At 63.5% G+C, this 19,199-nt stretch carries 16 protein-coding genes; 5 read left to right on the top strand and 11 right to left on the bottom strand.

Annotated elements, in window-relative coordinates; genetic code table 11:
* Nucleotides 1-248 precede the first annotated feature (248 nt).
* The 3 genes from CAF78_RS12685 to CAF78_RS12675 all read right to left on the bottom strand — a co-directional run bounded on the left by CAF78_RS12685 (nucleotide 249) and on the right by CAF78_RS12675 (nucleotide 2,974).
* A complete protein-coding gene (locus tag CAF78_RS12685; protein WP_085676044.1) occupies nucleotides 249-956 on the bottom strand; it encodes a tellurite resistance TerB family protein in 708 nt (235 codons plus the stop codon).
* Nucleotides 957-1,049: 93 nt separating this feature from the next.
* Nucleotides 1,050-1,958 (bottom strand): glutaminase B, encoded by a 909-nt coding sequence (gene glsB, locus CAF78_RS12680; RefSeq protein WP_085676043.1) that lies wholly within the window; start codon nucleotides 1,956-1,958, stop codon nucleotides 1,050-1,052.
* A gap of 113 nt (nucleotides 1,959-2,071) precedes the next feature.
* On the bottom strand, nucleotides 2,072-2,974 hold the full coding sequence (locus CAF78_RS12675) for a LysR family transcriptional regulator (protein WP_085676042.1): 903 nt from the start codon (nucleotides 2,972-2,974) through the stop codon (nucleotides 2,072-2,074).
* Between the two features lie 141 nt (nucleotides 2,975-3,115).
* On the opposite strand from CAF78_RS12675, the gene CAF78_RS12670 reads away from it, so the two are divergent.
* The gene (locus tag CAF78_RS12670) at nucleotides 3,116-3,508 is read left to right on the top strand and encodes a RidA family protein (RefSeq protein WP_085676041.1); all 393 of its coding nucleotides are present in this window, start codon (nucleotides 3,116-3,118) and stop codon (nucleotides 3,506-3,508) included.
* On the opposite strand, the gene ftrA is transcribed toward CAF78_RS12670, so the two are convergent.
* Nucleotides 3,483-4,532 carry a transcriptional regulator FtrA gene (gene ftrA / locus CAF78_RS12665; protein ID WP_256573895.1) on the bottom strand — a complete coding sequence of 350 codons (1,050 nt, stop codon included), beginning with the start codon at nucleotides 4,530-4,532 and terminating at the stop codon, nucleotides 3,483-3,485. The genes CAF78_RS12670 and ftrA overlap by 26 nt on opposite strands.
* Nucleotides 4,533-4,627: 95 nt before the next feature.
* Here ftrA and CAF78_RS12660 point away from each other — a divergent pair, with 95 nt between their 5' ends.
* Both CAF78_RS12660 and CAF78_RS12655 read left to right on the top strand, forming a co-directional pair.
* Complete coding sequence (locus CAF78_RS12660; RefSeq protein WP_085676040.1) at nucleotides 4,628-5,062, top strand: rhodanese-like domain-containing protein; 435 nt, start codon at nucleotides 4,628-4,630, stop codon at nucleotides 5,060-5,062.
* Nucleotides 5,063-5,397: 335 nt separating this feature from the next.
* Nucleotides 5,398-7,107 carry a murein L,D-transpeptidase gene (locus CAF78_RS12655; protein ID WP_085676039.1) on the top strand — a complete coding sequence of 570 codons (1,710 nt, stop codon included), beginning with the start codon at nucleotides 5,398-5,400 and terminating at the stop codon, nucleotides 7,105-7,107.
* A gap of 560 nt (nucleotides 7,108-7,667) precedes the next feature.
* Here the strand turns inward: CAF78_RS12655 and CAF78_RS12645 are convergent.
* Nucleotides 7,668-8,537, bottom strand: coding sequence for a DMT family transporter (locus tag CAF78_RS12645; RefSeq protein WP_085676037.1), 870 nt, complete (start codon nucleotides 8,535-8,537; stop codon nucleotides 7,668-7,670).
* 121 nt (nucleotides 8,538-8,658) lie between these two features.
* On the opposite strand from CAF78_RS12645, the gene CAF78_RS12640 reads away from it, so the two are divergent.
* On the top strand, nucleotides 8,659-10,041 hold the full coding sequence (locus CAF78_RS12640; protein ID WP_085676036.1) for a PLP-dependent aminotransferase family protein: 1,383 nt from the start codon (nucleotides 8,659-8,661) through the stop codon (nucleotides 10,039-10,041).
* A 53-nt stretch (nucleotides 10,042-10,094) separates the two neighbouring features.
* Here the strand turns inward: CAF78_RS12640 and CAF78_RS12635 are convergent, their stop codons facing one another.
* The 3 genes from CAF78_RS12635 to CAF78_RS12625 form a co-directional block, all read right to left on the bottom strand.
* Nucleotides 10,095-11,843 (bottom strand): OPT family oligopeptide transporter, encoded by a 1,749-nt coding sequence (locus CAF78_RS12635; RefSeq protein WP_085676035.1) that lies wholly within the window; start codon nucleotides 11,841-11,843, stop codon nucleotides 10,095-10,097.
* A 344-nt stretch (nucleotides 11,844-12,187) separates the two neighbouring features.
* A complete protein-coding gene (gene chrA / locus CAF78_RS12630; protein WP_085676034.1) occupies nucleotides 12,188-13,558 on the bottom strand; it encodes a chromate efflux transporter in 1,371 nt (456 codons plus the stop codon).
* Complete coding sequence (locus CAF78_RS12625) at nucleotides 13,551-14,492, bottom strand: chromate resistance protein ChrB domain-containing protein (protein ID WP_143515045.1); 942 nt, start codon at nucleotides 14,490-14,492, stop codon at nucleotides 13,551-13,553. The genes chrA and CAF78_RS12625 overlap by 8 nt, the downstream gene beginning before the upstream one ends.
* Nucleotides 14,493-14,662: 170 nt before the next feature.
* On the opposite strand from CAF78_RS12625, the gene CAF78_RS28475 reads away from it, so the two are divergent.
* A complete protein-coding gene (locus CAF78_RS28475; protein ID WP_177408530.1) occupies nucleotides 14,663-15,019 on the top strand; it encodes a hypothetical protein in 357 nt (118 codons plus the stop codon).
* 254 nt (nucleotides 15,020-15,273) lie between these two features.
* Here CAF78_RS28475 and gstA read toward each other — a convergent pair whose 3' ends face one another.
* The 3 genes from gstA to CAF78_RS12605 all read right to left on the bottom strand — a co-directional run bounded on the left by gstA (nucleotide 15,274) and on the right by CAF78_RS12605 (nucleotide 19,041).
* Nucleotides 15,274-15,879, bottom strand: coding sequence for a glutathione transferase GstA (gstA, locus tag CAF78_RS12615; protein ID WP_085676032.1), 606 nt, complete (start codon nucleotides 15,877-15,879; stop codon nucleotides 15,274-15,276).
* Nucleotides 15,880-16,008: 129 nt separating this feature from the next.
* Complete coding sequence (locus CAF78_RS12610; protein WP_085676031.1) at nucleotides 16,009-17,310, bottom strand: nitrate/sulfonate/bicarbonate ABC transporter ATP-binding protein; 1,302 nt, start codon at nucleotides 17,308-17,310, stop codon at nucleotides 16,009-16,011.
* 9 nt (nucleotides 17,311-17,319) lie between these two features.
* Entirely contained in the window at nucleotides 17,320-19,041 is a 1,722-nt protein-coding gene (locus tag CAF78_RS12605) for an ABC transporter permease subunit (protein WP_085676030.1), read from the bottom strand.
* Nucleotides 19,042-19,199: the final 158 nt, after the last annotated feature.

Here is a 19,199-nt window from a genome sequence, read left to right as displayed (position 1 = left end):
GAGGTGCCAGTGAAGTTGGCAGTGATTCTGTGGGAGCGGGCTTGTCCCGCGAAGAGGCCAGCCCATGCAATGGAGTTACCTGGCACGGGCTACGCCCGTGTTCGCGGGGCAAGCCCGCTCCCACAAAGTTCGCCTCTGAGTTCACCGGCGGCTCTGGGTCGATAGCAGCCGTTCGCGTAAGCGCTTCAGGTCAGTACCCGCTACCATTCGATCGGCAGCTCTCGACCCGCAGACAGCCCCTCGGCCCGTCAAGCAGCCCCCTTGGCCTGCTGCTCCAGATGCACCTGCAACGCCGGGTCGATCTGCAATGCACCGGCCAGCTCATCAAGGTAAGCCCGCTCCGCATCCTGCTGGTCATCCACCAGCATCACGCTGGCCAGGTACATTTCCGCCGCCATGGCCGGGTCCTTCGCCGACCGCGCCACCTCGGCAGCATCGAGCGGCTTGCTGACTTCTTCATCCAGCCATTGCTGCAGTTGCGGGTCGTCGGTCTGCCGTTTGATTTCCGCGTAGATCAGCTGTTCTTCCTGCTCGTCGATGCGGCCATCAGCCTTGGCGGCGGCAATCAGCGCACGCAGGATCGCGTGGCTATGATCTTCCGCCTCGGGCCCGGCCAATTGATCGACAGTGCGCACCGCCTGTTGCGGCGCTGCCGCCTGGCTACGCTGCCAGCTCTGGTAGGCCTGGAACGCCATCATGCCCAACGACGCCAGGGCCGCGTAGTTGATGCCACCTGCCGGGCGCCCCTGCGCAGAGCCGCCAGCGCTGCTGCCACCCAGCAGCCCGCCGAGCAAACCACCCAGGCCGTTGCTTCCTCCAGCTGAACTTCCGCCGCCAAGCAGCCCGCCCAGCAAGCCGCCCAGGCCGTCTTGCGATGCCAGGCCGCCGCTGCCTGATTGCGCTTGCGAACCTTGGCCGGCCCGGAGTAACTGTTCGAGCAAATCACTGGTGTTCATGGCTCTACCCTCGATCGGTAGTCGTTGCCCAGACAAGCAACGATAGCCCCCATGAGGCGAAGCGCCATGACCGTCTGGCTGACGGCAATCGGCTCAGAACACCGACCACCCGATGCGCGAACTCAGCAACTCGAGCGCCGCCATCCCCGCGTAGGAGTTGCCCGCCGCGTTCAGCTCCGGCGACCACACGCACACGGTGAATTGCCCCGGCACGATCGCCACGATCCCGCCGCCCACGCCACTCTTGCCCGGCAGGCCCACGCGGTAGGCGAAGTTCCCTGCTTCGTCATACAGGCCGCTGGTGGCCATGATCGAGTTCACCTGCTGGGTCTGGCGCCGGCTCAGGATCTGCTCGCCGCTGTGCTTGCAGAACCCGTCGTTGGCCAGGAAGCAGAAGGCCCGGGCCAGGTCCAGGCAGCTCATCTGCAGCGCGCAGTAACTGAAGTAGCTGCGCAGCACCGTCTCGACCTCGTTGTGGAAGTTGCCGAAGGACTGCATCAGGTAAGCCATGGCCGCGTTGCGCGCGCGGAACTGGTATTCCGAATCCGCGACGCGGGCATCGATGGCAATGTGCGGGTTGCCCGAGAGCCGTCGCACGAAATCGCGCATCGACAAGGTGGGGGCGGCGAAGCGCGACTGGTTGATGTCGCAGATCACCAGCGCGCCCGCATTGATGAAGGGATTGCGCGGGCGGCCGCGCTCGAACTCCAGCTGCACCAGCGAGTTGAACGGCTGGCCCGAGGGCTCGTGGCCAAGCCGTTCCCAGATGGCTTCACCGGAATGGCCGATCGCCTGGACCAGGCTGAACACCTTGGAAATGCTCTGCACCGAGAACGGTACCTGGGCGTCGCCTGCGCAGTGGTAACTGCCATCGTTGCCATACACGGCGATGCCCAGCTGCTGCGCCGGCACGTCGGCCAGCGCAGGAATGTAGTCAGCCACTTTGCCCTTGCCGATCAAGGGGCGCACTTCGTCGAGAATCTCGTTCAACAGCGTTTGCATGGAAGGCCCTGTCCTCACTCCCCCAGGCGACGGCGAGGGGTAGCGTTTCAGACGCAGGCTCAGCAAAAGAGATCACACTTTTGCACCCATATGGCGCAGCCGAATCATTCGGGTCAGGCGTGTTCGGCCATCAGTTCCATGACCCAGTCGATGAAGATCCGCAGCTTGGCGCTGACATGGCGATTGGGTGGGAAGGCCAGGTACAGCGGCATCGGCGCCAGGTGCCAGTCTTCGAACAACGGCACGAGTTCGCCGCTGGCCAGGTGCGGCTTGGCCATGTAGTGCGGTAGCCAGAGCACACCCAGCCCGGCAAGGCCGGCGGCGAGGTAGGCGTTGCCGTCGTCGACCGTCAGCGCCGAACGCCCCTGGACTTCGATACGGTCTTCGCCGTGTTGCAGCACCAGCGGCAGTGCCTTGCCCGTGCGGAACCAGAGATAGCCGATGGTGCGGTGCGGGCCTTCTTCCAGTTCCCGTGGGTGCAGCGGCGTTCCGGCACGCTGCAAATAGCCTGGGGTGGCATAGACGCCGAGCTCGAGGTCGCCCACATGCCGCGCCACCAGCGACTGGTCGGTGATCTCGCCACCACGCACCACGCAGTCGACGTTTTCCTCGATGATATCGACGATGCGATCGCTCACGCCCAGGGTCAGCTGAATGTCCGGGTAGCGGGCATAGAAGCCGGGCAGGGCGGGTATCAGCAGAAGGCGCGCCAGGGGGCTGGGCACATCGACCCGAAGGCGCCCGCGCGGTGCCGTCGCGGCGCTGGACAGGCTGGTCTCGGCGTCGTCGATGTCCGCCAGCAGGCGGATGACGCGCTCGTAGTAGGCCGCGCCATCGGCGGTGACGTTGACCTTGCGCGTGGTGCGGTTGAGCAGGCGCACGCGCAGCCTGGCCTCCAGCTGCTGGACCAGCTGGGTCACGCTGGTCTTGCTCATGTTCAGGGTGTCGGCGGCCTTGGTGAAGCTGCCGGTTTCCACCACGCGGGCAAAGGCCTGCATCGCACTGAAACGGTCCATGTCGGGCCTCGCTCGGGTCGGGATTGTTTGGATTATACAAACAGTCATGACCAGCATTGCGCGTTTATCCGGGCGGGCGGGTTTTCTACAGTGGCCTCACCGTAAACGAAGGGCCGCGACCGGCCCCACTGGAGATTTGCCATGACCCGCCAACGTGATGTGGTTTTCCCCCCTGGCCGCCATGCCTTGTATGAGCTGCACCGCTACTCGCCGGCGGTTCGCTCCAACGGCTTTCTGTTCGTATCCGGGCAGGTAGGCAGCCGCAAGGATGGCTCGGCCGAGCCCGACCTCGCGGCGCAGGTGCGCCTGGCCTTCGCCAACCTCAATGCGATCTTGGCCGAGGCGGGCAGCAGCTTCGCCGATGTGGTCGATACGACCATCTTCATGGTCGACCCCGCTTCCAGGTTCGAGACCATCTGGGAAGTTGCCGCCGAGTTCTGGGGCGAAGCGCCTTACCCGACGGCCACGGCTATCGGCGTGACGTGGTTGTCCGGCTTCGACTTCGAGATCAAGGTGATCGCCCGGTTACCGTGACGGGGCCGCTGCTTTCACGGGGTGATGATTTTGCGACTGACTCGCTCAGGGCGTGGAGTTTCCTACATGGGCTGCCAAATTGCGCTCGATACGACATGGGGGCCAGCCCCACAGCCTTGCGAAATGCCGCCCTGAAACTTTCCGCCGAGGCGAACCCACAACGTTCGGCGACTTGCTCGTTGCTCAATGGGCTGCTTTCCAGCAACTCTCGCGCCCGGCTCATGCGAACCTGAAGCAGCCAGGCTTTCGGCGCCATGCCTGTCGCTTCGCTGAAGCGTCGCAAGAAGGTTCGCTCGCTCATCAATGCCTTGGCTGCCAGTTGCTTCACGGTAAGAGGGTTACCACTATGCAGGGTCGCCCACTCCAGTACCGCTGCCAGGTCATCGCGAGGCTTCTGGGCAACGGGCGCGGGAATGAACTGCGTCTGGCCCCCTGAACGCTGGGGTGCCATTACCAAGCGACGCGCAACGGTATTGGCGACATGCGTGCCGAAATCCCGGCTCACCAGGTGCAGGCAGGCGTCGATACCGGCAGCACTGCCCGCCGAGGTAATCAGCTGGCCGCTGTCTACGTAAAGCACGCCGGGGTCTACTTCAATGCGCGGATAGCGAGCCGCGAGTTCGTCCGTGTAGCGCCAATGGGTGGTGGCTCGCTTGCCGTCCAGAAGCCCCGCTGCGGCGAGTACGAAAACGCCCGAACAGATCGACAGCAACCGGGCGCCGCGCTGATGCGCGTTGTACAAGGCGTCCAGCAGCGCCTGCGGCGGGCGTTCATCACGGCTGCGCCAACCGGGGATGATGATGGTCTGGGCTTCGACGAGCGACTCCAGCCCGAACTCGGCTACCACCTGCATGCCACCTGCTGCACGCATCGGCGCGGGGTCCACGGCGACGATGCGGTGGCTGTACCAGGCAAACTCGAACTCCGGGCGCGGCAGCCCGAAGATCTCGACGGCAATGCCGAACTCGAACGTGCACAGCCCGTCATAGGCCAGAACGGCAACCAAACCAGGGTTGAGGTGCATTGGCGGAAAACTACCGTTCGCTGTCGAGTGCGCCACTGTAGCGGTACAGGCCGGCTTTCTACAATGGGCGCACTTTCAACCGAGGAGTGAAACCCATGCCCAGCCTGGTGAGCGATTACCCTGCAGCAAACCCAGCCGATGCACTGCTGCATTTCAGCCGTCGTCTGGCGTTCGAGACGGATTGTTCGGATGTTCAACGTAGCCAACAGTTGGGCGATGTCGACTATGTACTGGTCGACGTGAGAGGCAGCGAGGCCTTTACCTCGGGGCATGTGCCGGGTGCGGTCAATATTCCGGGCCGCACGATCACCGCAGCACGCATGGCCGAATATCCGCGCCACACACTGTTCGTTGTTTATTGCGCAGGGCCCCATTGCAATGGTGTACATCGGGCGGCAGTTCGTTTGGCTGAGCTGGGTTATCCGGTCAAGGAAATGATCGGCGGGGTTACCGGTTGGCTGGATGAAGGGTTTTCGTTGGTTGGGGCGGATGTCGCTGTGTTGGCCAATGGCGTTACCTGCGCGTGTTGACTGGCAGGGGCGCGGTTAGAGCGGCACGGCCCGAGGATGTACCCCGGCTCATCCAGCTGATGCTTGCGCGTGTGTTTGGCGAATGCCTTGAGCGCCATGTCGGCTTTGGCCAGAGCAACTTCAAGCAAATCGGCGTAGGCTGTGGATTTGAAGGCCGACGTCTACAGTAGCGCTGTAAGTGGAAAGCCAAAGCTCTGTAGCGCCCTATGTAAATCTCATCAAGAAGATGTCGAGTTTAGCAGCGGTTTGGACGCTAGCTTTCTGATTTGCGAGAGATTCAAGGATTATCCAACGTGCAGTCATCAAGGGTATTCGTCATAAGCCGCGCTTTATTTATGGGCTTTCTGATCAGCGGCACTGCGCTGGGTGAAACGTCGCAGATCGTGTTGCCGGTATCTACGCAAGTCAGTCCGGCGGCTGCAGCGCCTGACGACATCGTTGGGCAAGGGATCCAGGCCGCGCTTGAACCCCTGATATCGCAATTTCCTCCCTTGATTACCTCTCGCAAGCATCAACGCGCGGATATTGATCGCGTTGTTCTCGATTTCTACTCCCATCGCAACTATCGCGCTGCCTGGGCAGACGGGCGCGATATCACCCAGTTGCTCAAGAGCCTGAATGACATACAAGCTGACGGCCTGAACCCTGCAGACTTCCGGGGCGACGAGTTGGCCGAGGCTCAATCGTTTTTGCAGGCCTCCGCGCCGACGCCCGCGCAAACGGCGGCTTTTGATATTGCGCTGACCCGCACCTACATCACCGCGCTCCTGCAATTGCGGCGCGGCAAGGTCAATCCGTCGCGGCTGGATTTTCATTGGAACTTCGACCCGGTCGGTGTTGATCCCCGTGAAGAGGTGAACAGTTTCTTTGCTGCCCTGGATGCTCACGATGTGGCGCGTGCGTTCGCCCAGGCGCCGCCGCAAGAGGCGGTTTATAGCCACATGCGTGAGGCATTGGCGCAGTTGCGTCAGGTTCGCGATGCCGGTGGTTGGCCAAAAGTCGCCGAAGGGCAGTCACTCAAGCCGGGGATGGACGGCGCTGTGGTCGCACAGTTGCGTGCCCGCCTGGTGGCCGGTGGTTATCTGGAGCCGCATAAGGGCAAGCGCAGTGCTTACGACGATAAAGTCATTGCTGCGGTGAAGAAGTATCAGGCCGATCAGTATCTTGGCGTGGATGGCGTGGCTGGGGCGGCGACCCTGGCGGCGCTGAATGTGCCCGTCGAGGCACGGATTGATCAGGTCCGGGTGAACATGGAACGGGCGCGCTGGCTGCTCTATAAACTCCATGGCACATTTGTCGTTGTCGATATCGCCGGCTACAAAGTGGCGTTCTACCGCGACGGCGAACCCATCTGGCGTTCCCGGGTGCAAGTCGGCAAGCCTGTGCGCAGCACCCCGGTGTTTCAGTCCGAGATCACCTACATCACCTTCAACCCCACCTGGACGGTGCCGCCGACGATTCTGGCCAAGGATATGCTACCCAAGATTCAGCAGAACCCGGGTTACCTTGCGGCCAGCCGGATCAGGGTCCTTGATCGTGCTGGCAACGAACTCGATCCGGCGAACGTCGACTGGAACAACGCGCGCGGCCTCACGCTGCGCCAGGACGCCGGCCCTACCAACTCGTTAGGGCAGGTGGTCATTCGTTTCCCCAACGACTATGCCATTTACCTGCACGACACGCCGCATCGCGAGTTGTTCGCCAAGCCCGTGCGCACCACCAGCTCCGGATGTATTCGGGTGGAGAATCCACTGCAGTTGGTCGAGTTGTTGTTCAACGACCCGGTGCGCTGGAACAGCGAAGGGATTCAAAAGCAGTTGGCCAATGGCAGGACCCAGAACATCAAGCTTCCGGTCAAGGTACCGGTGTTGTTGGCCTATTGGACGGTCGACTTGAGCACCGAGGGGCGGGTGACGTTCAAGCCCGACATTTATGGCTACGACACGCCGCTATTGCGGCAGTTGAATTTGCCTTCAGTACTGCCCGCCTTGGCGTTGCCGCAGGCAGAAACGACCATGGTTGTCACAGGGCAAAGCCAGATTTAGGCAGCGCATTAGCAACCAGCAATTGCGACGCCCCCGATTAGAATGTCCACTTGCGCTGCGCTCGAATACGCTAGCCTGGCGGCAATACCAGATGGTTGATCGAGCGGTAGTTGCCGATGGCGAGAGTGGTGAACATGCGGTGCGTCCCAGCTTGAACTGAGTGATCGATGGTGGCCGAACAGGGTCTGTCTTACCACCGATCAGCACGGCTTCTGACCGGGTCGATAGCAGCCGTTCGCGTATGGCCGCTGTCGACCCATGGCAGTCGCTAAATAACGGGTTTCGTGAGCGCGACGCGCACTCTGTGGGAGCGGGCGTGCCCGCGAACACCGGCGCAGCCGGTGCCAGTCTGCGCGTTTGATTCTTCGCGGGCGCGCCCGCTCCCACAAAGATTGCTGTTCGGCTCACCGGCAGCAACGGGTCGAAAGTTGCCGGTCACTACTGACCACTGCCGACCCATCGCGGCGTCCACAGTATCCCGCACACCACGCACAGGAAAATGGAGCAAGCGTCCCCATCCGCGCATGGGCCACGCTTGATTCCCTGTTCCGATTCTTGCTCTACAGCGCGTATTTCTTGGCCCCGGCAACACAAATGACAGCCCCCAGCGTCACCACCAGCATCATCCAGCTGACCTGCTCGTGCAGCAGCAACGCTGCCAGCCCAAGCCCCATGAACGGCTGAAACAGTTGCAACTGGCCCACCGCTGCAATGCCACCCTGGACCAGCCCTCGGTACCAGAACACAAACCCGATCAGCATGCTGAACAGTGAAACGTAGCCAAGGCTGAACCACGCCGGAGCGCTTACCTTGGCGAAGGCATCTGGCGCCGGAAGATTGGTGATGGTCAGCAGCAGCATCAGCGGCAACGCCACCAGCAACGCCCAGCTGATCACTTGCCAGCCCCCCAATGTCCGCGACAGACGCGCCCCTTCCGCATAACCCAAGCCACAGACGACTACCGCTGCCATCATCAGCAGATCGCCCACCGCCGAGGCCTCACCGCCATTCATCAACGCATAGCCCGCGACGATCCCGGCGCCCATCAACGAGAACAACCAGAACAGTGGCCGGGGCCGCTCGCCGCCCCGCAGCACGGCAAACCCTGCGGTACACAGTGGCAGCAGCCCGACGAAGACAATGGAGTGCGCAGAGGTGACGTGCTGCAGGGCCAGGGCCGTCAGCAGCGGAAACCCGATAACCACGCCCAGCGCGGTTACAGCCAATGGCCACAAGTCACGCCGTTCAGGTCGAGGCTGGCGCAGCACCAGCAAGAAAAGCGCACCCAGCAGGGCGGCAATCGTTGCCCTGGCACAGGTCAGGAACGTTGGTTCGAAGGCCGTCACTGCCACACGGGTTGCCGGCAGCGAGCCCGCAAAGATGGCGACGCCTATGAAACCGTTGATCCACCCGCTTGTTGATCTTTCCATTGCCCAGTCCTCTTTAAGTGCGGGCTCAGTACATCACTGACGGGCGCAACCGGGCCATGTACAATCCAGTACAGTTTGACCGAACTGTTATGCACATCAATCCAGCACAGTTGAGGGTGAGATGAAACGCAGTGCAACGCTGATCCGGACAGTCATGGGCGAGGTCCAGTCCAGGATTGCCTCTCGAACCTATACGCCAGGTGCGCGCATTCCGTCGGTGCGGGCAATGGCGCAGGCCATGCAAGTCTCGGTTTCCACCGTCCTCGAGGCCTACGAGAGGTTGATGGCAGAGGGTGTGCTCAGCTCACGCCCTGGCTCGGGCTACTACGTAACGGGGCCCGTGGCGCCCTTGGCACTGACCGAACTCGGCCCCAGGCTCGATCGTGAAGTCGACCCGCTGTGGATTTCGCGCCAGTCGCTTGAAAGCTCCAGCGAAGCGCTGAAACCGGGGTGCGGGTGGCTACCTGCGTCCTGGATGCACGAAGCCGGCGTGCGCAAGGCGCTTCGAATAGCGGCCCGTTCCGACACGCTGCAACTCACCGAGTACGCGTCACCGCTGGGGCATCCGCCGCTCAGGCAATTCCTGTCCAGGCGCCTGGCGGGGAGCGGCATCGAAGTGCCTCTGGAGCAGATCATGCTCACTGACTCCGGCACCCACGCCATCGACCTGATTTGCCGCTTTCTCCTGGAGCCGGGGGACACCGTGCTGGTCGACGACCCCTGCTATTTCAACTTTCACGCGCTGCTCAAAGCACACAGGGTGAACATCGTAGGCGTCCCCTACACGCAGAATGGCCCAGACATCGATGCGTTCGGCGCGGCCCTGCTCAAGCACGTGCCCAGGTTGTACATGACCAATTCCGGCATCCACAACCCGACCGGGGCCACCTTGTCTCCGGTCACGGCGCACCGGCTGCTGAAGCTGGCCGACACTTCCAACCTGGTGATCGTGGAGGACGACATCTTCGCGGATTTCGAGCATACGCCCGCGCCACGGCTGTCGGCCTTCGATGGCCTCAATCGTGTCATCCAGATAGGCAGCTTCTCCAAGACCATCTCCGCTTCCATCCGCTGTGGCTACATCGCCGCCCGTGGCGAATGGATCGAGAGCCTGGTCGACCTCAAGATCGCCACCACCTTCGGGGCTGGGCGCTTGGCCGCAGGCATCATCCATCAGGCGATTACCGATAGCGGCTACCGAAAGCACGTGGAGAGCGTTCGCCTCAGGTTGGCCGAGGCCATGGACAGAACGGTCGCAAGGCTTCAGGCCATCGGTATCAAACCCTGGATAATTCCCCAGGCAGGCATGTACGTCTGGTGCCAGCTGCCTGAAGGCAAGGATGCCGCAACGCTGGCCCGGGCCTGCCTGAAGGAAGGTGTATTGCTGGCGCCCGGAAATGCGTTCAGCCAGTCCATGACGGCGGGGGATTACCTGCGGTTCAACGTTGCCCAAGCGGAAGACGCCAGGATCTACGAAGTGTTGAAACGGGCGCTGAGTGCATAGTCGCGCGACCAATCCTCATCGCCGGTGCAGTGACATCGAAGGCATATTTTGGCCTACAACCCTCGCAGCATTTCCCAGAACGACGCCGCCACCCCCATGATGCTTTCCCCGGCAATCAACCCTGCCGCCGCCGTGATCGCAAACCGCTCGGTAACGCTCGGCCACCGGCAACTGACCAGCCAGGTAACCACCGCCCCCAGCCCCATCATCAGGCTGATCGACGCCGGCAGGATGAACGCCAGCCCCAACGCCGCGGTACTCGGCAGCCAGCGCGCTGCCCGCTGAGGCAGCAGGCTGTCCAGCGCCCCCAGCAGCACGCCAACCCCGCTGCCGAGCACAATCGCCCAACGCAACTCCAGCGACAGCGCCCCCAGCCCCTGGGTCAATGTCTGCGCCACCGCTTTCCAGGTCGCCACGGCCGGTGCCGGCCACTGCTCGGTGAGCAGCAAGGCCTGCGGGTCGGGAATCAGCACCCGATACACCAGCACCCCGACCACGCTGCCGATGAAGATCCCGATGCACTGCGCAATCAGCTGCTTGTGCGCCGTTGCGCCGATCGCCAGGCCAACCTTGAAGTCGTTCATCAGGTCGGTGGATTGCCCGGCCGCGCCACCTGCCGTGTTGGCGCTCATCAGGTTGATCGGCACCTGGCCCGGGGCGATCAGGCCGAAGCTGAGCTGCGACAGCTTGCCGATGGCGCCAATCGGCGCGATGCCAGTGGCGCCGACCACGCGCGCGGCGACCACGGCCAGGCACACTGCCAACGGGATGCTCAGCAGCGCCATCCACCAGTCGATGCCGAACAACAGCGCTTGCAGGGTCACGATCAGCGCGATGGACAGCAGCAGGCCCGCCGCAGGCCAAGGGGTAATGCGCACTCTGGCGCGCGGCGCACGCGGGTTGGCGGGCGATCCCCGGGGCACCTGGAACAGGCGAACCAGCAATGAAGTCAGGGTCGCGCACACCATCAGGCTCACGCCCGGCCACAACAGCCATTCCACCAGTGCGGCAAACTGGGGGCCGCTGGCGTTCGGGGCGAGTACCACCAGGGCATGCTCGATCAGCCACGGCGCCAGCCCGCCCCAGGCCAGTGCGGCGCCGATCAGCAAGGTCAGGCCCACGCGGATGCCGATGATGCTGCCGAAGCCGACCAGCATCAGCGACGGGTCGAGCGTGAAGGTCAGGCGCTCGAGCGCAGGCGCAGGTGCCCAGCGCGGTATCGCCCAGACGAAGCCGTCGAGCCACTTCACCAGCCCCGACAACAGCGCAGCGCTGCACAGCACCTTGATCCGCGCCATGGCTTCCTGCCCGTGGTTGTAGATCTGTTGCAGCGTTTCCAGGGTCGCCATGCCCTCGGGGAATTTCAGGCCATGGTCGTTGAGCAGGGCAGGGCGCAGGTACCAGGCAATCCAGATGCCCAGAAAACTCACCGAGAACACCCAGGCCATCAGCGGCAGCGGGTCCAGCTGGTGACCGGTCAGCAGGGTATAGGCGGGGATCGGCGCCACCAGCCCGCCGGAGACGATGGAGGCGGCGGCCGAGGCCACGGTCTGGTTGATGTTGCTTTCGTGCAAGGTCCACGCAGGCTGATTGTTCCTGCGCCCCGCCAGCCCCTGCCACAGGGCGAAGCCGACCAGCAGGGCGATGATCGACATGTTGAAGGACCAGCCGATCTTCAGCCCCGCATACACGTTCGAGGGCGTGAGCAGGATGCCCAGCCCCGCGCCGGTGAGCACCGCCCGCAGGCTCAGTTCACGTTCGACGCGCACCGTGGGGAGGGGGATGGAGGGGGCATCTGTCATGGCAATCCTTTGTCGACGTCGCAAGCGAGCTCTGGACAACTGAGCCCCGGCCGCCACGAAGGTTCACTGTGGGAGCGGGCGTGCCCGCGAAGAATCAAACACGGAGACTGGCACCGGCTGCGCCGGTGTTCGCGGGCACGCCCGCTCCCACATAGTGCGCATAGCACTCACGACATCAGTTTATTTCAGCGACTGCTGTGGGTCGAAAGCTACCGGTCACTCCTGACCGCTTCCGACCCAAAGCGGACCTCCATCCGAGCTTCTTTTCCCGTTACGGGTACACAAGGTGCCAGCAGGTGATGGGTCATGAAAATCCGGCCGATGGTGCCGGCCGGCAATCAGTATCAACCACGCAACATGTGGACTGCCAGGCCTGCCAGGGCGCAAGCGAACAGAACCTGGATCACACCCCGCTTGAAGCGGAACAGGGCAATTGCTGCAGCGACCGCGATCACCGCTGAAGGCCAGTCAAACGCCCCACTGAAACCCTTTGGCCATAGCACGTGGTAGCCGAAGAACATGGCGAGGTTCAGGATCACCCCCACCACAGCGGCGGTGATGCCCGTCAGCGGTGCGGTGAATTTCATCTCGTTGTGAGTCGACTCCACCAACGGCCCACCGGCAAGAATGAAAATGAACGAAGGCAGGAAGGTGAACCAGGTGACGAGGCTCGCCGCGATGGCGCCAGCAAGGAACGGGTGTTGCGCACCGAACATTGGATACATATAGCCACCGACGAAGCCGACAAAGGCCACCACCATGATCAGCGGCCCAGGCGTGGTTTCTCCCAAGGCGAGGCCATCGATCATCTGGGTCGGAGACAGCCAGCCATAGTGCCCGACAGCGCCCTGGTAGACATAGGGCAGCACAGCGTATGCACCGCCAAATGTCATCAGGGCGGCCTTGGTGAAGAACCAGCCCATTTGCGTCAGGGTTGCGTTCCAGCCAAACGACAGCGTCAACAGCCCCATGGGCAGGATCCAGAGCGCGGCGCCTATCAGCAGCAGGCGTAGCAGACGCCCCAAGCTGAAACGGGCATGTTCAGGTGTTGGCGTGTCGTCATCGATCAGGGCAGGGCCATAGCTGTTCTTCGCGCCTCCATGACCGCCACCGATCACGAATTTGCCTGGGGCGAAGCGACCCCCTGCATAGCCGATGGTGGCGGCCATCAGCACGATCAGCGGGAACGGCACGTTGAGGGCGAAGATGGCCACGAACGAAGCACCAGCCATGGCCCACAGCCAACCATTCTTCAAGGCTCGCGAGCCAATCCGATGGGCTGCGTGGACGACAATGGCCGTGACCGCCGGCTTGATGCCATAGAAGATTCCCGCGACTATCGGTACCTCGCCAAAGGCGATGTAGACCCAGGACAAACCAATCAGGATGAACAGCGAAGGCAGCACGAACAATGCGCCGGCAATCAGCCCGCCCCACGTGCGGTGCATGAGCCAGCCGATGTAGGTGGCTAGCTGCTGAGCCTCAGGGCCTGGCAACAACATGCAGTAATTGAGCGCGTGCAGGAACCGCTTCTCGCTGATCCAGCGACGACGCTCGACCAGCTCCTGGTGCATGATCGAGATCTGCCCGGCGGGCCCGCCAAAGCTGATGAAGCCCAATTTGAGCCAGAACAGGAAGGCTTCACGGAGGCCAATCGGATGCTGGGCCGCTTGCGATGGCGGCTGCTCGCTCACTGCGCAGGGGGTGTCAGCCATTTTGGGCTTCCTCACTCGCGAAAGCCGTCAGCAGACCATCGAAGATGCCCCCGGCGACTGCTGTCAGTTGATCGTCATCGCCGATGCTCTCTCTGAGGCCGGCGAGGACACGCTCGATACCGGGTGCCTCGGCAGGTTGGTTGCCTCCCACATCCAGGTAGTGGATGACGCCTGCCAGGCGTGTCAGACCTGGCTGCTGAACGGCAAAACTCTCGATGAGGGTTTCGAGAGAAACCCGCTGGCCAACGTGGCTGAACCTGGCCCCATCAAAATCAAAGCCAAGGGCATCGCTTGGGCAGTCGCTGGGGCTGTCCAGCCAAATGAATTGGGCGTCGGCATCGATGAAGCGACGGATCAGCCAGGCACAGGCCAACCGATCCACCCACGGGCGCTTGCGCGTTGCCCATCGGCGACCTTGGTATTCGCTGCGCTCCAGCGGGTTGATGGCCTCATCGTGCGCACTCGGCTCATCGGAGGACAGTGCACGGCTAATCGCGGTCTCAAGCCCCTGCAGGGCCGAGTCGGCTTGGTTCTTGAGCACGCCTGGGAAGAAGTCGATCGCTGCCAACTGGGCGAAGGCCTTCCTGAGCTTGCGCACTTGCCGGGCTGTCTGCAGTGCATTCTCCGGCAACAGGTCAGCTTGGCAGCGTGCAATTTCATCTATCAGCCTGGCGTACTCATTGCTTCTGTCGAACAAGCCGCTGAAGCGCTCCTCACGTTCAGGCAGCGACAACAAAAATGCCGTGCCGTTGATCGCCAGCACATCTCGCTCCACGGCTTCGAACGTTTCGCGGCCCGCGTTGTGTTCAGGCATCAGGTACACACCATCCCGCAACACAGCTGCGCCAGAGGCCTTGAGGGTTCTCCAGGCGCGCATACGCTCGGTGGCGTTGGCCGTCGGTAGCCCAAGGATCAGTAGCGACCAATCAATCATGTAGCGATCTCAACGAAAAATGTATCTGTCTCTACATTAGGCGAAATCCAGCCAAATGCAACGGGTAGTCATCAAACGCGCTGAACAACATGGAATCGCGTTGACCGTATCCCCCAGGGGGGATGAGCTGTTGTCCCGGCGCGTTCGCTGAACACTTCCCCAGAAATGCCATGCTGGTCTGTCTCGACCTGGTCAGCGCAGCGGTGGCGCTGTTGCTACCCTTCGTCGCGGAAATCTGGCAGGTCTACTTACGCAGCAGGTCGTGGCCGAACTGGCCGATGCCCCTGGCCAGGCTCATGCCGCCGGTGTCCACCAGCTTGCGCAGCGCCGCCGGTTGGTCAGCGGTGAGTTGCTCGGTGCCAGGGCATCGGCCAGCAGGGCTGCAACGAACCGGGCGCGGCTCTTTTCCTGCGGGGCACCAGCGGGTTGGCCGCCGGGGCCTGATGGGTCGCGTTGCCGATCAGCGCTTGCTGCTGAGTGTCGTGCGCAAGGTCGGCTGCTTGCGCGTGCGCCGCTTGCGGCCCTAAGGCAGCAGTGGCGGTGGCCACTTCTCATCGCACGTCAGCGAATTTTCATTTCATGACGGCGGAGCTTTGATTTAGCGAAGATCTTGTGGGAGCGGGCGTGCCCGCGAACACCGGCGAAGCCGGTGCCATGTACCGCGTCGCATGCTTCGCGGGCACGCCCGCTCCCACAGGGTAAAGCGGCGCTTGCTGAGGCTTTGTTCTCTGCGCGACCGCAGCCCAAAGGGCTGGGTGATCTCCCACGGGGACGGTGTACGTCAGATCAGGCCTTCAGCCTGCAGGGTCTTGTGCACGGCCGGCCGGCTGGCGACGCGCTGCTGGAACTGCGTCACGGTCGGCCAGGGTGAAAGGTCGATGCCCAACATGGGCGCCCAGTTGACGATGGTGAACAGGTAGGCATCGGCCACGCTGAAGGCCTTGCCGGTGAGGTAATCCTTGCCTTGCAAGGCTTTCTCCACGAAGCCCAGGCGTTTGCCGAAGGTGTCGAGGGTCTTGCTCTTGGCCTCTGCGCTGATGCTGGCGTTGAACAGGGCGCCGAGGGTCTTGTGCAGTTCGGTGCCAATGAAGTTCAGCCATTCCTGCACCCGCGCGCGCTCCAGCGAGCCTGCCGCAGGCAGCAGGTTGGCCTGGGGTTTCTGTTCGGCGAGGTACTGGATGATGGCCGGGCCTTCGGTAAGGACTTCGCCGTTATCCAGTTGCAGGGCCGGCACATAGCCCTTGGCATTGACCGAGTAGAAGTCCGCGCCGCTGGCAGTGGTGTGGGTCTTCAGGTCGACTTTTTCGGCGGTGTAGGGCAGGTCCAGTTCGTTGAGTACGATGTGTGGCGAGAGTGAACAGGCACCTGGCGTATAAAAGAGCTTCATTGTCTTCTCCCATGGGTGGGGCAGCCGCGGGGCGGCTGCGAGGTGAGGCACTGTGCAGCCTTCAGGTTATGACACCTGAGCGGGATCTCAAGCCAGGCAGTGACCAGCGGCAAGTGACCGCCACCGCAATCACTGTTCAACCGGCATTTCCCGGGCCAGGGTCAGGCGGCGGGTGTGGAAGTCGTATGCATAGAGCTCGGCATAGCGCCCCCACTCGATGGCCACCTTCAGCACGCGCTCGGCTTCCTCGGCGTCCATGTATTCGGTCAGGCGGTCGAGCACGGTCTTTTCCTGCAGGCCGGCAGGTTCCAGGTGCAGGCTGTCGAGGATGTAGCTGATCAGTGATACACGCCCCTTGCACTGGCGCGCGAACAGGTCCTGGCGCCGCGCCTGGCGGGCGGCGACGTAGTGGCGGCCCTGGCGCGTGAGGCGGATGTCGCCCTCGATCACCTGGGCGAAACCGAGCAGGCCGAGGGCCTCGTAGAGCGGGAACAGCACCTCGTCGGGCAGTTCGGTTTCCTCGGCCAGGTGCGGCAGGTCGGCCTCGCCATTGAAGGGCTCGCCGGCGATCAGTTCGAGCACGCTCTCCATCCGCGCGATGTCGGCGTCGGGCAGCCGGTAGCCCAGCTCCACGGCCGGCGGCGCGCCCGCTGCCGCGAGGGCTTCGGGGCTCTGGGTCATGAGGGCGTAGACCTCGTCGACCAGCGCGCGGACCTCGGCAGAATCGGCGTTGCGCGGGCGTGGCAGGTCGATGTGCAGTTCCGCGCGCACCCGGCCCGGGTCGCTGGAGAGGATCAGGATGCGGTCGGCCATCATCACCGTCTCCTCGATGTTGTGCGACACCACCAGGATGCTGCGGGTGGTGATGCGGTGCTCCTCCCAGAGCTCGAGCATGTCGTCGCGCAGGGTTTCGCCGGTGAGCACGTCGAGCGCCGAAAAGGCCTCGTCCATCAGCAGCACTTCGGGGTTCATCACCAGGGCGCGGGCAATGCCCACGCGCTGGCGCATGCCGCCGGACAGTTCACGCGGCAGCGCGCCGCCGAAGCCGGACAGGCCGATCAGCTCCAGCGCCGCGCCGGCCAAACGCTCGCGCTCGGCCGGGGTCACGCCCTGGGCTTCCAGGCCGAGCTCGACGTTCTGTTGCACGGTCAGCCAGGGGAACAGCGCGAAAGTCTGGAACACCATGGCCACGCCGCCCACCGGCCCGTGGATCGGCCGGCCATGGTACTTGACGGTGCCACGGTCGGCGCCGACCAGGCCGGCGATGATCCGCAGCAGGGTCGACTTGCCCGAACCGGAACGGCCCAGCAGGGCGACGATCTCACGCTCGCGCAGGTGAAAGTCGACGCCTTCGAGCACGGTACGCGCGGTGCCGTCCGAGGCCTGGAAGGCCTTGCTCACGCCCTTGAGTTCGATCAGCAGTGGTTTCATGGCAGGTCCTCAACGACGGCTTTCGGCGAGCAGGTACAGGCGGCGCCAGAAGAAGCGGTTCAACAGCATCACGTAGATGCACATCACGCCGATGCCCAGGGCGATGCGGTGGAAGTCGCCGGCGTCGGTCATCTGCTTGATGTAGCTGCCCAGGCCGTCGGCCACCAGCGAGGTATCACCCCAGCTGACGTACTCGGCGACGATGCTGGCGTTCCACGAGCCACCGCTGGCGGTGATGGCGCCGGTGACGAAGCTGGGGAACACCGCCGGCAGGTACACGCGCTTCCATTTCAGCCAGCCGCGCAGGCCGAGGTTGTCGGCGGCCAGGCGCAGTTCGTAGGGAATGCTCGCGGCGCCCGCGACCACGTTGAACAGGATGTACCACTGGGTGCCGAAGACCATCAGCGGGCTCAGCCAGAGGTTCGGGTTGAGCTGGAAGTGCACCAGCAGCAACACCACCAACGGGAACAGCAGGTTGACCGGGAAGGCGGCAAGAAACTGCGCCAGCGCCTGGACCTTCTGCGAGTAGCGAGGGCGCAGGCCGATCCAGATCGACAGCGGCACCCACACCAGCGAAGCAAGGCCGATCAGCAGCATCACCCGGCACAGGGTGATCAGGCCCAGGCCCAGCACATGCAGGGCTTCGCCCCAGCCGACGTCCTGGTGCACGAACAGCCCCAGGCGCAAGAAGGCGAAGGCGCAGGCCAGCACCAGGATGGCGTCCCAGGCGCGCGGCCACCAGGCGGGCAGGCGCAGCCACGGGCGCCGTGCCACGGTGTCGTCGCGGCGCCCGGGGAACCCGCCCATGGCGCTCTGCAAACCCTTCGCCAGCCACCGGCTGAAGGTGCTCAGCCAGCGGCTGCGGCGGGCCACGTCAAGCAGCCAGGAGCGCTGTGCGGTGTCGCCCTGGGTGTCTTCGAAGCGGAAACGGTCGGCCCAGGCCAGCAGTGGGCGGAAAAACAGCTGGTCGTAAAGCAGGATGCCGGTGAGCATCGCGCCGATGGCCCAGGCAATGGCGCCGAGGTTGCGCTGGTCGATGGCCACGGCGATATAGGAGCCGATGCCGGGCAGCTTGATGTCCTGCCCGGCCACCGAGATGGCCTCGGCAGCGACCAGGAAGAACCAGCCACCGGACATCGACATCATCATGTTCCACAGCAGGCCGGGCATGGCGAACGGCAGCTCCAGGCGCCAGAAGCGCTGCCAGGCCGAGAGGCGGAAGACCCGCGCGGCCTCGTTCAGCTCGGGCGGCACGGTGCGAAACGACTGGTACAGGCTCAGCGCCATGTTCCACGCCTGCGAGGTGAAGATGGCGAAGATCGCCGCGCATTCCACGCCCAGCAGGTTGCCCGGGAACAGCGCGATGAAGGGCGCGATGGCGATGGCCTGGAAGCCCAGGATGGGCACCGACTGGAGCACGTCCAGCAGCGGGATCATGGCCTTTTCGGCGGCGCGGTACTTGGCCGCCAGCGCGGCGAACACAAAGGCGAACAGCAGCGAGAAGCCCAGCGCGATGAACATCCGCAGGATGGTGCGCATCAGGTAGTAGGGCAGGTTGACCGGGTCGAGGGCAATCGGCAGCGCCTCGCCGACCACGAACGGCCGGCTCATCTGCATGGCGCCGTAGGCGGCGAGCACCAGCAACACCAGCACCAGCGGCAGGAGGATCCAGTCCCAGCGATTGGGCGCGGCATCACGCAGGCCTGGCGACGGGTTGAACAGGCGGGCCATGAACAGGTCTCGATCGTCAGGAGGTGGAAGGCGGATGCCGCCACGTGAGCCAGTATGGTTCAGCTGGCGGGCAGGTCAATGTGTCGAACGCGGACGGTCAGATGGATGTACCCCACCTGATCGGATAAGGTTCGGTTGTCTGAAATGGAATGTCACGT

The organism is Pseudomonas sp. R28(2017) (assembly GCF_002112505.1).
In the GTDB taxonomy this organism is placed as follows: domain Bacteria; phylum Pseudomonadota; class Gammaproteobacteria; order Pseudomonadales; family Pseudomonadaceae; genus Aquipseudomonas.
This window is presented reverse-complemented; position numbering and strand designations above follow the sequence as displayed.

Bases quoted from the DNA above. Each gene is read 5' to 3' on its own strand.
- glsB (WP_085676043.1), bottom strand. From the start codon at position 1,958: ATGCAAACGCTGTTGAACGAGATTCTCGACGAAGTGCGCCCCTTGATC.
- chrA (WP_085676034.1), bottom strand. From the start codon at position 13,558: ATGGCTGACACCCCCTGCGCAGTGAGCGAGCAGCCGCCATCGCAAGCG.
- ftrA (WP_256573895.1), bottom strand. From the start codon at position 4,532: ATGCACCTCAACCCTGGTTTGGTTGCCGTTCTGGCCTATGACGGGCTG.
- CAF78_RS28475 (WP_177408530.1), top strand. From the start codon at position 14,663: ATGCTGGTCTGTCTCGACCTGGTCAGCGCAGCGGTGGCGCTGTTGCTA.
- CAF78_RS12655 (WP_085676039.1), top strand. From the start codon at position 5,398: ATGGGCTTTCTGATCAGCGGCACTGCGCTGGGTGAAACGTCGCAGATC.
- CAF78_RS12670 (WP_085676041.1), top strand. From the start codon at position 3,116: ATGACCCGCCAACGTGATGTGGTTTTCCCCCCTGGCCGCCATGCCTTG.
- CAF78_RS12635 (WP_085676035.1), bottom strand. From the start codon at position 11,843: ATGACAGATGCCCCCTCCATCCCCCTCCCCACGGTGCGCGTCGAACGT.
- CAF78_RS12660 (WP_085676040.1), top strand. From the start codon at position 4,628: ATGCCCAGCCTGGTGAGCGATTACCCTGCAGCAAACCCAGCCGATGCA.
- CAF78_RS12610 (WP_085676031.1), bottom strand. From the start codon at position 17,310: ATGAAACCACTGCTGATCGAACTCAAGGGCGTGAGCAAGGCCTTCCAG.
- CAF78_RS12625 (WP_143515045.1), bottom strand. From the start codon at position 14,492: ATGATTGATTGGTCGCTACTGATCCTTGGGCTACCGACGGCCAACGCC.
- CAF78_RS12645 (WP_085676037.1), bottom strand. From the start codon at position 8,537: ATGGAAAGATCAACAAGCGGGTGGATCAACGGTTTCATAGGCGTCGCC.
- gstA (WP_085676032.1), bottom strand. From the start codon at position 15,879: ATGAAGCTCTTTTATACGCCAGGTGCCTGTTCACTCTCGCCACACATC.
- CAF78_RS12675 (WP_085676042.1), bottom strand. From the start codon at position 2,974: ATGGACCGTTTCAGTGCGATGCAGGCCTTTGCCCGCGTGGTGGAAACC.
- CAF78_RS12640 (WP_085676036.1), top strand. From the start codon at position 8,659: ATGAAACGCAGTGCAACGCTGATCCGGACAGTCATGGGCGAGGTCCAG.
- CAF78_RS12685 (WP_085676044.1), bottom strand. From the start codon at position 956: ATGAACACCAGTGATTTGCTCGAACAGTTACTCCGGGCCGGCCAAGGT.
- CAF78_RS12605 (WP_085676030.1), bottom strand. From the start codon at position 19,041: ATGGCCCGCCTGTTCAACCCGTCGCCAGGCCTGCGTGATGCCGCGCCC.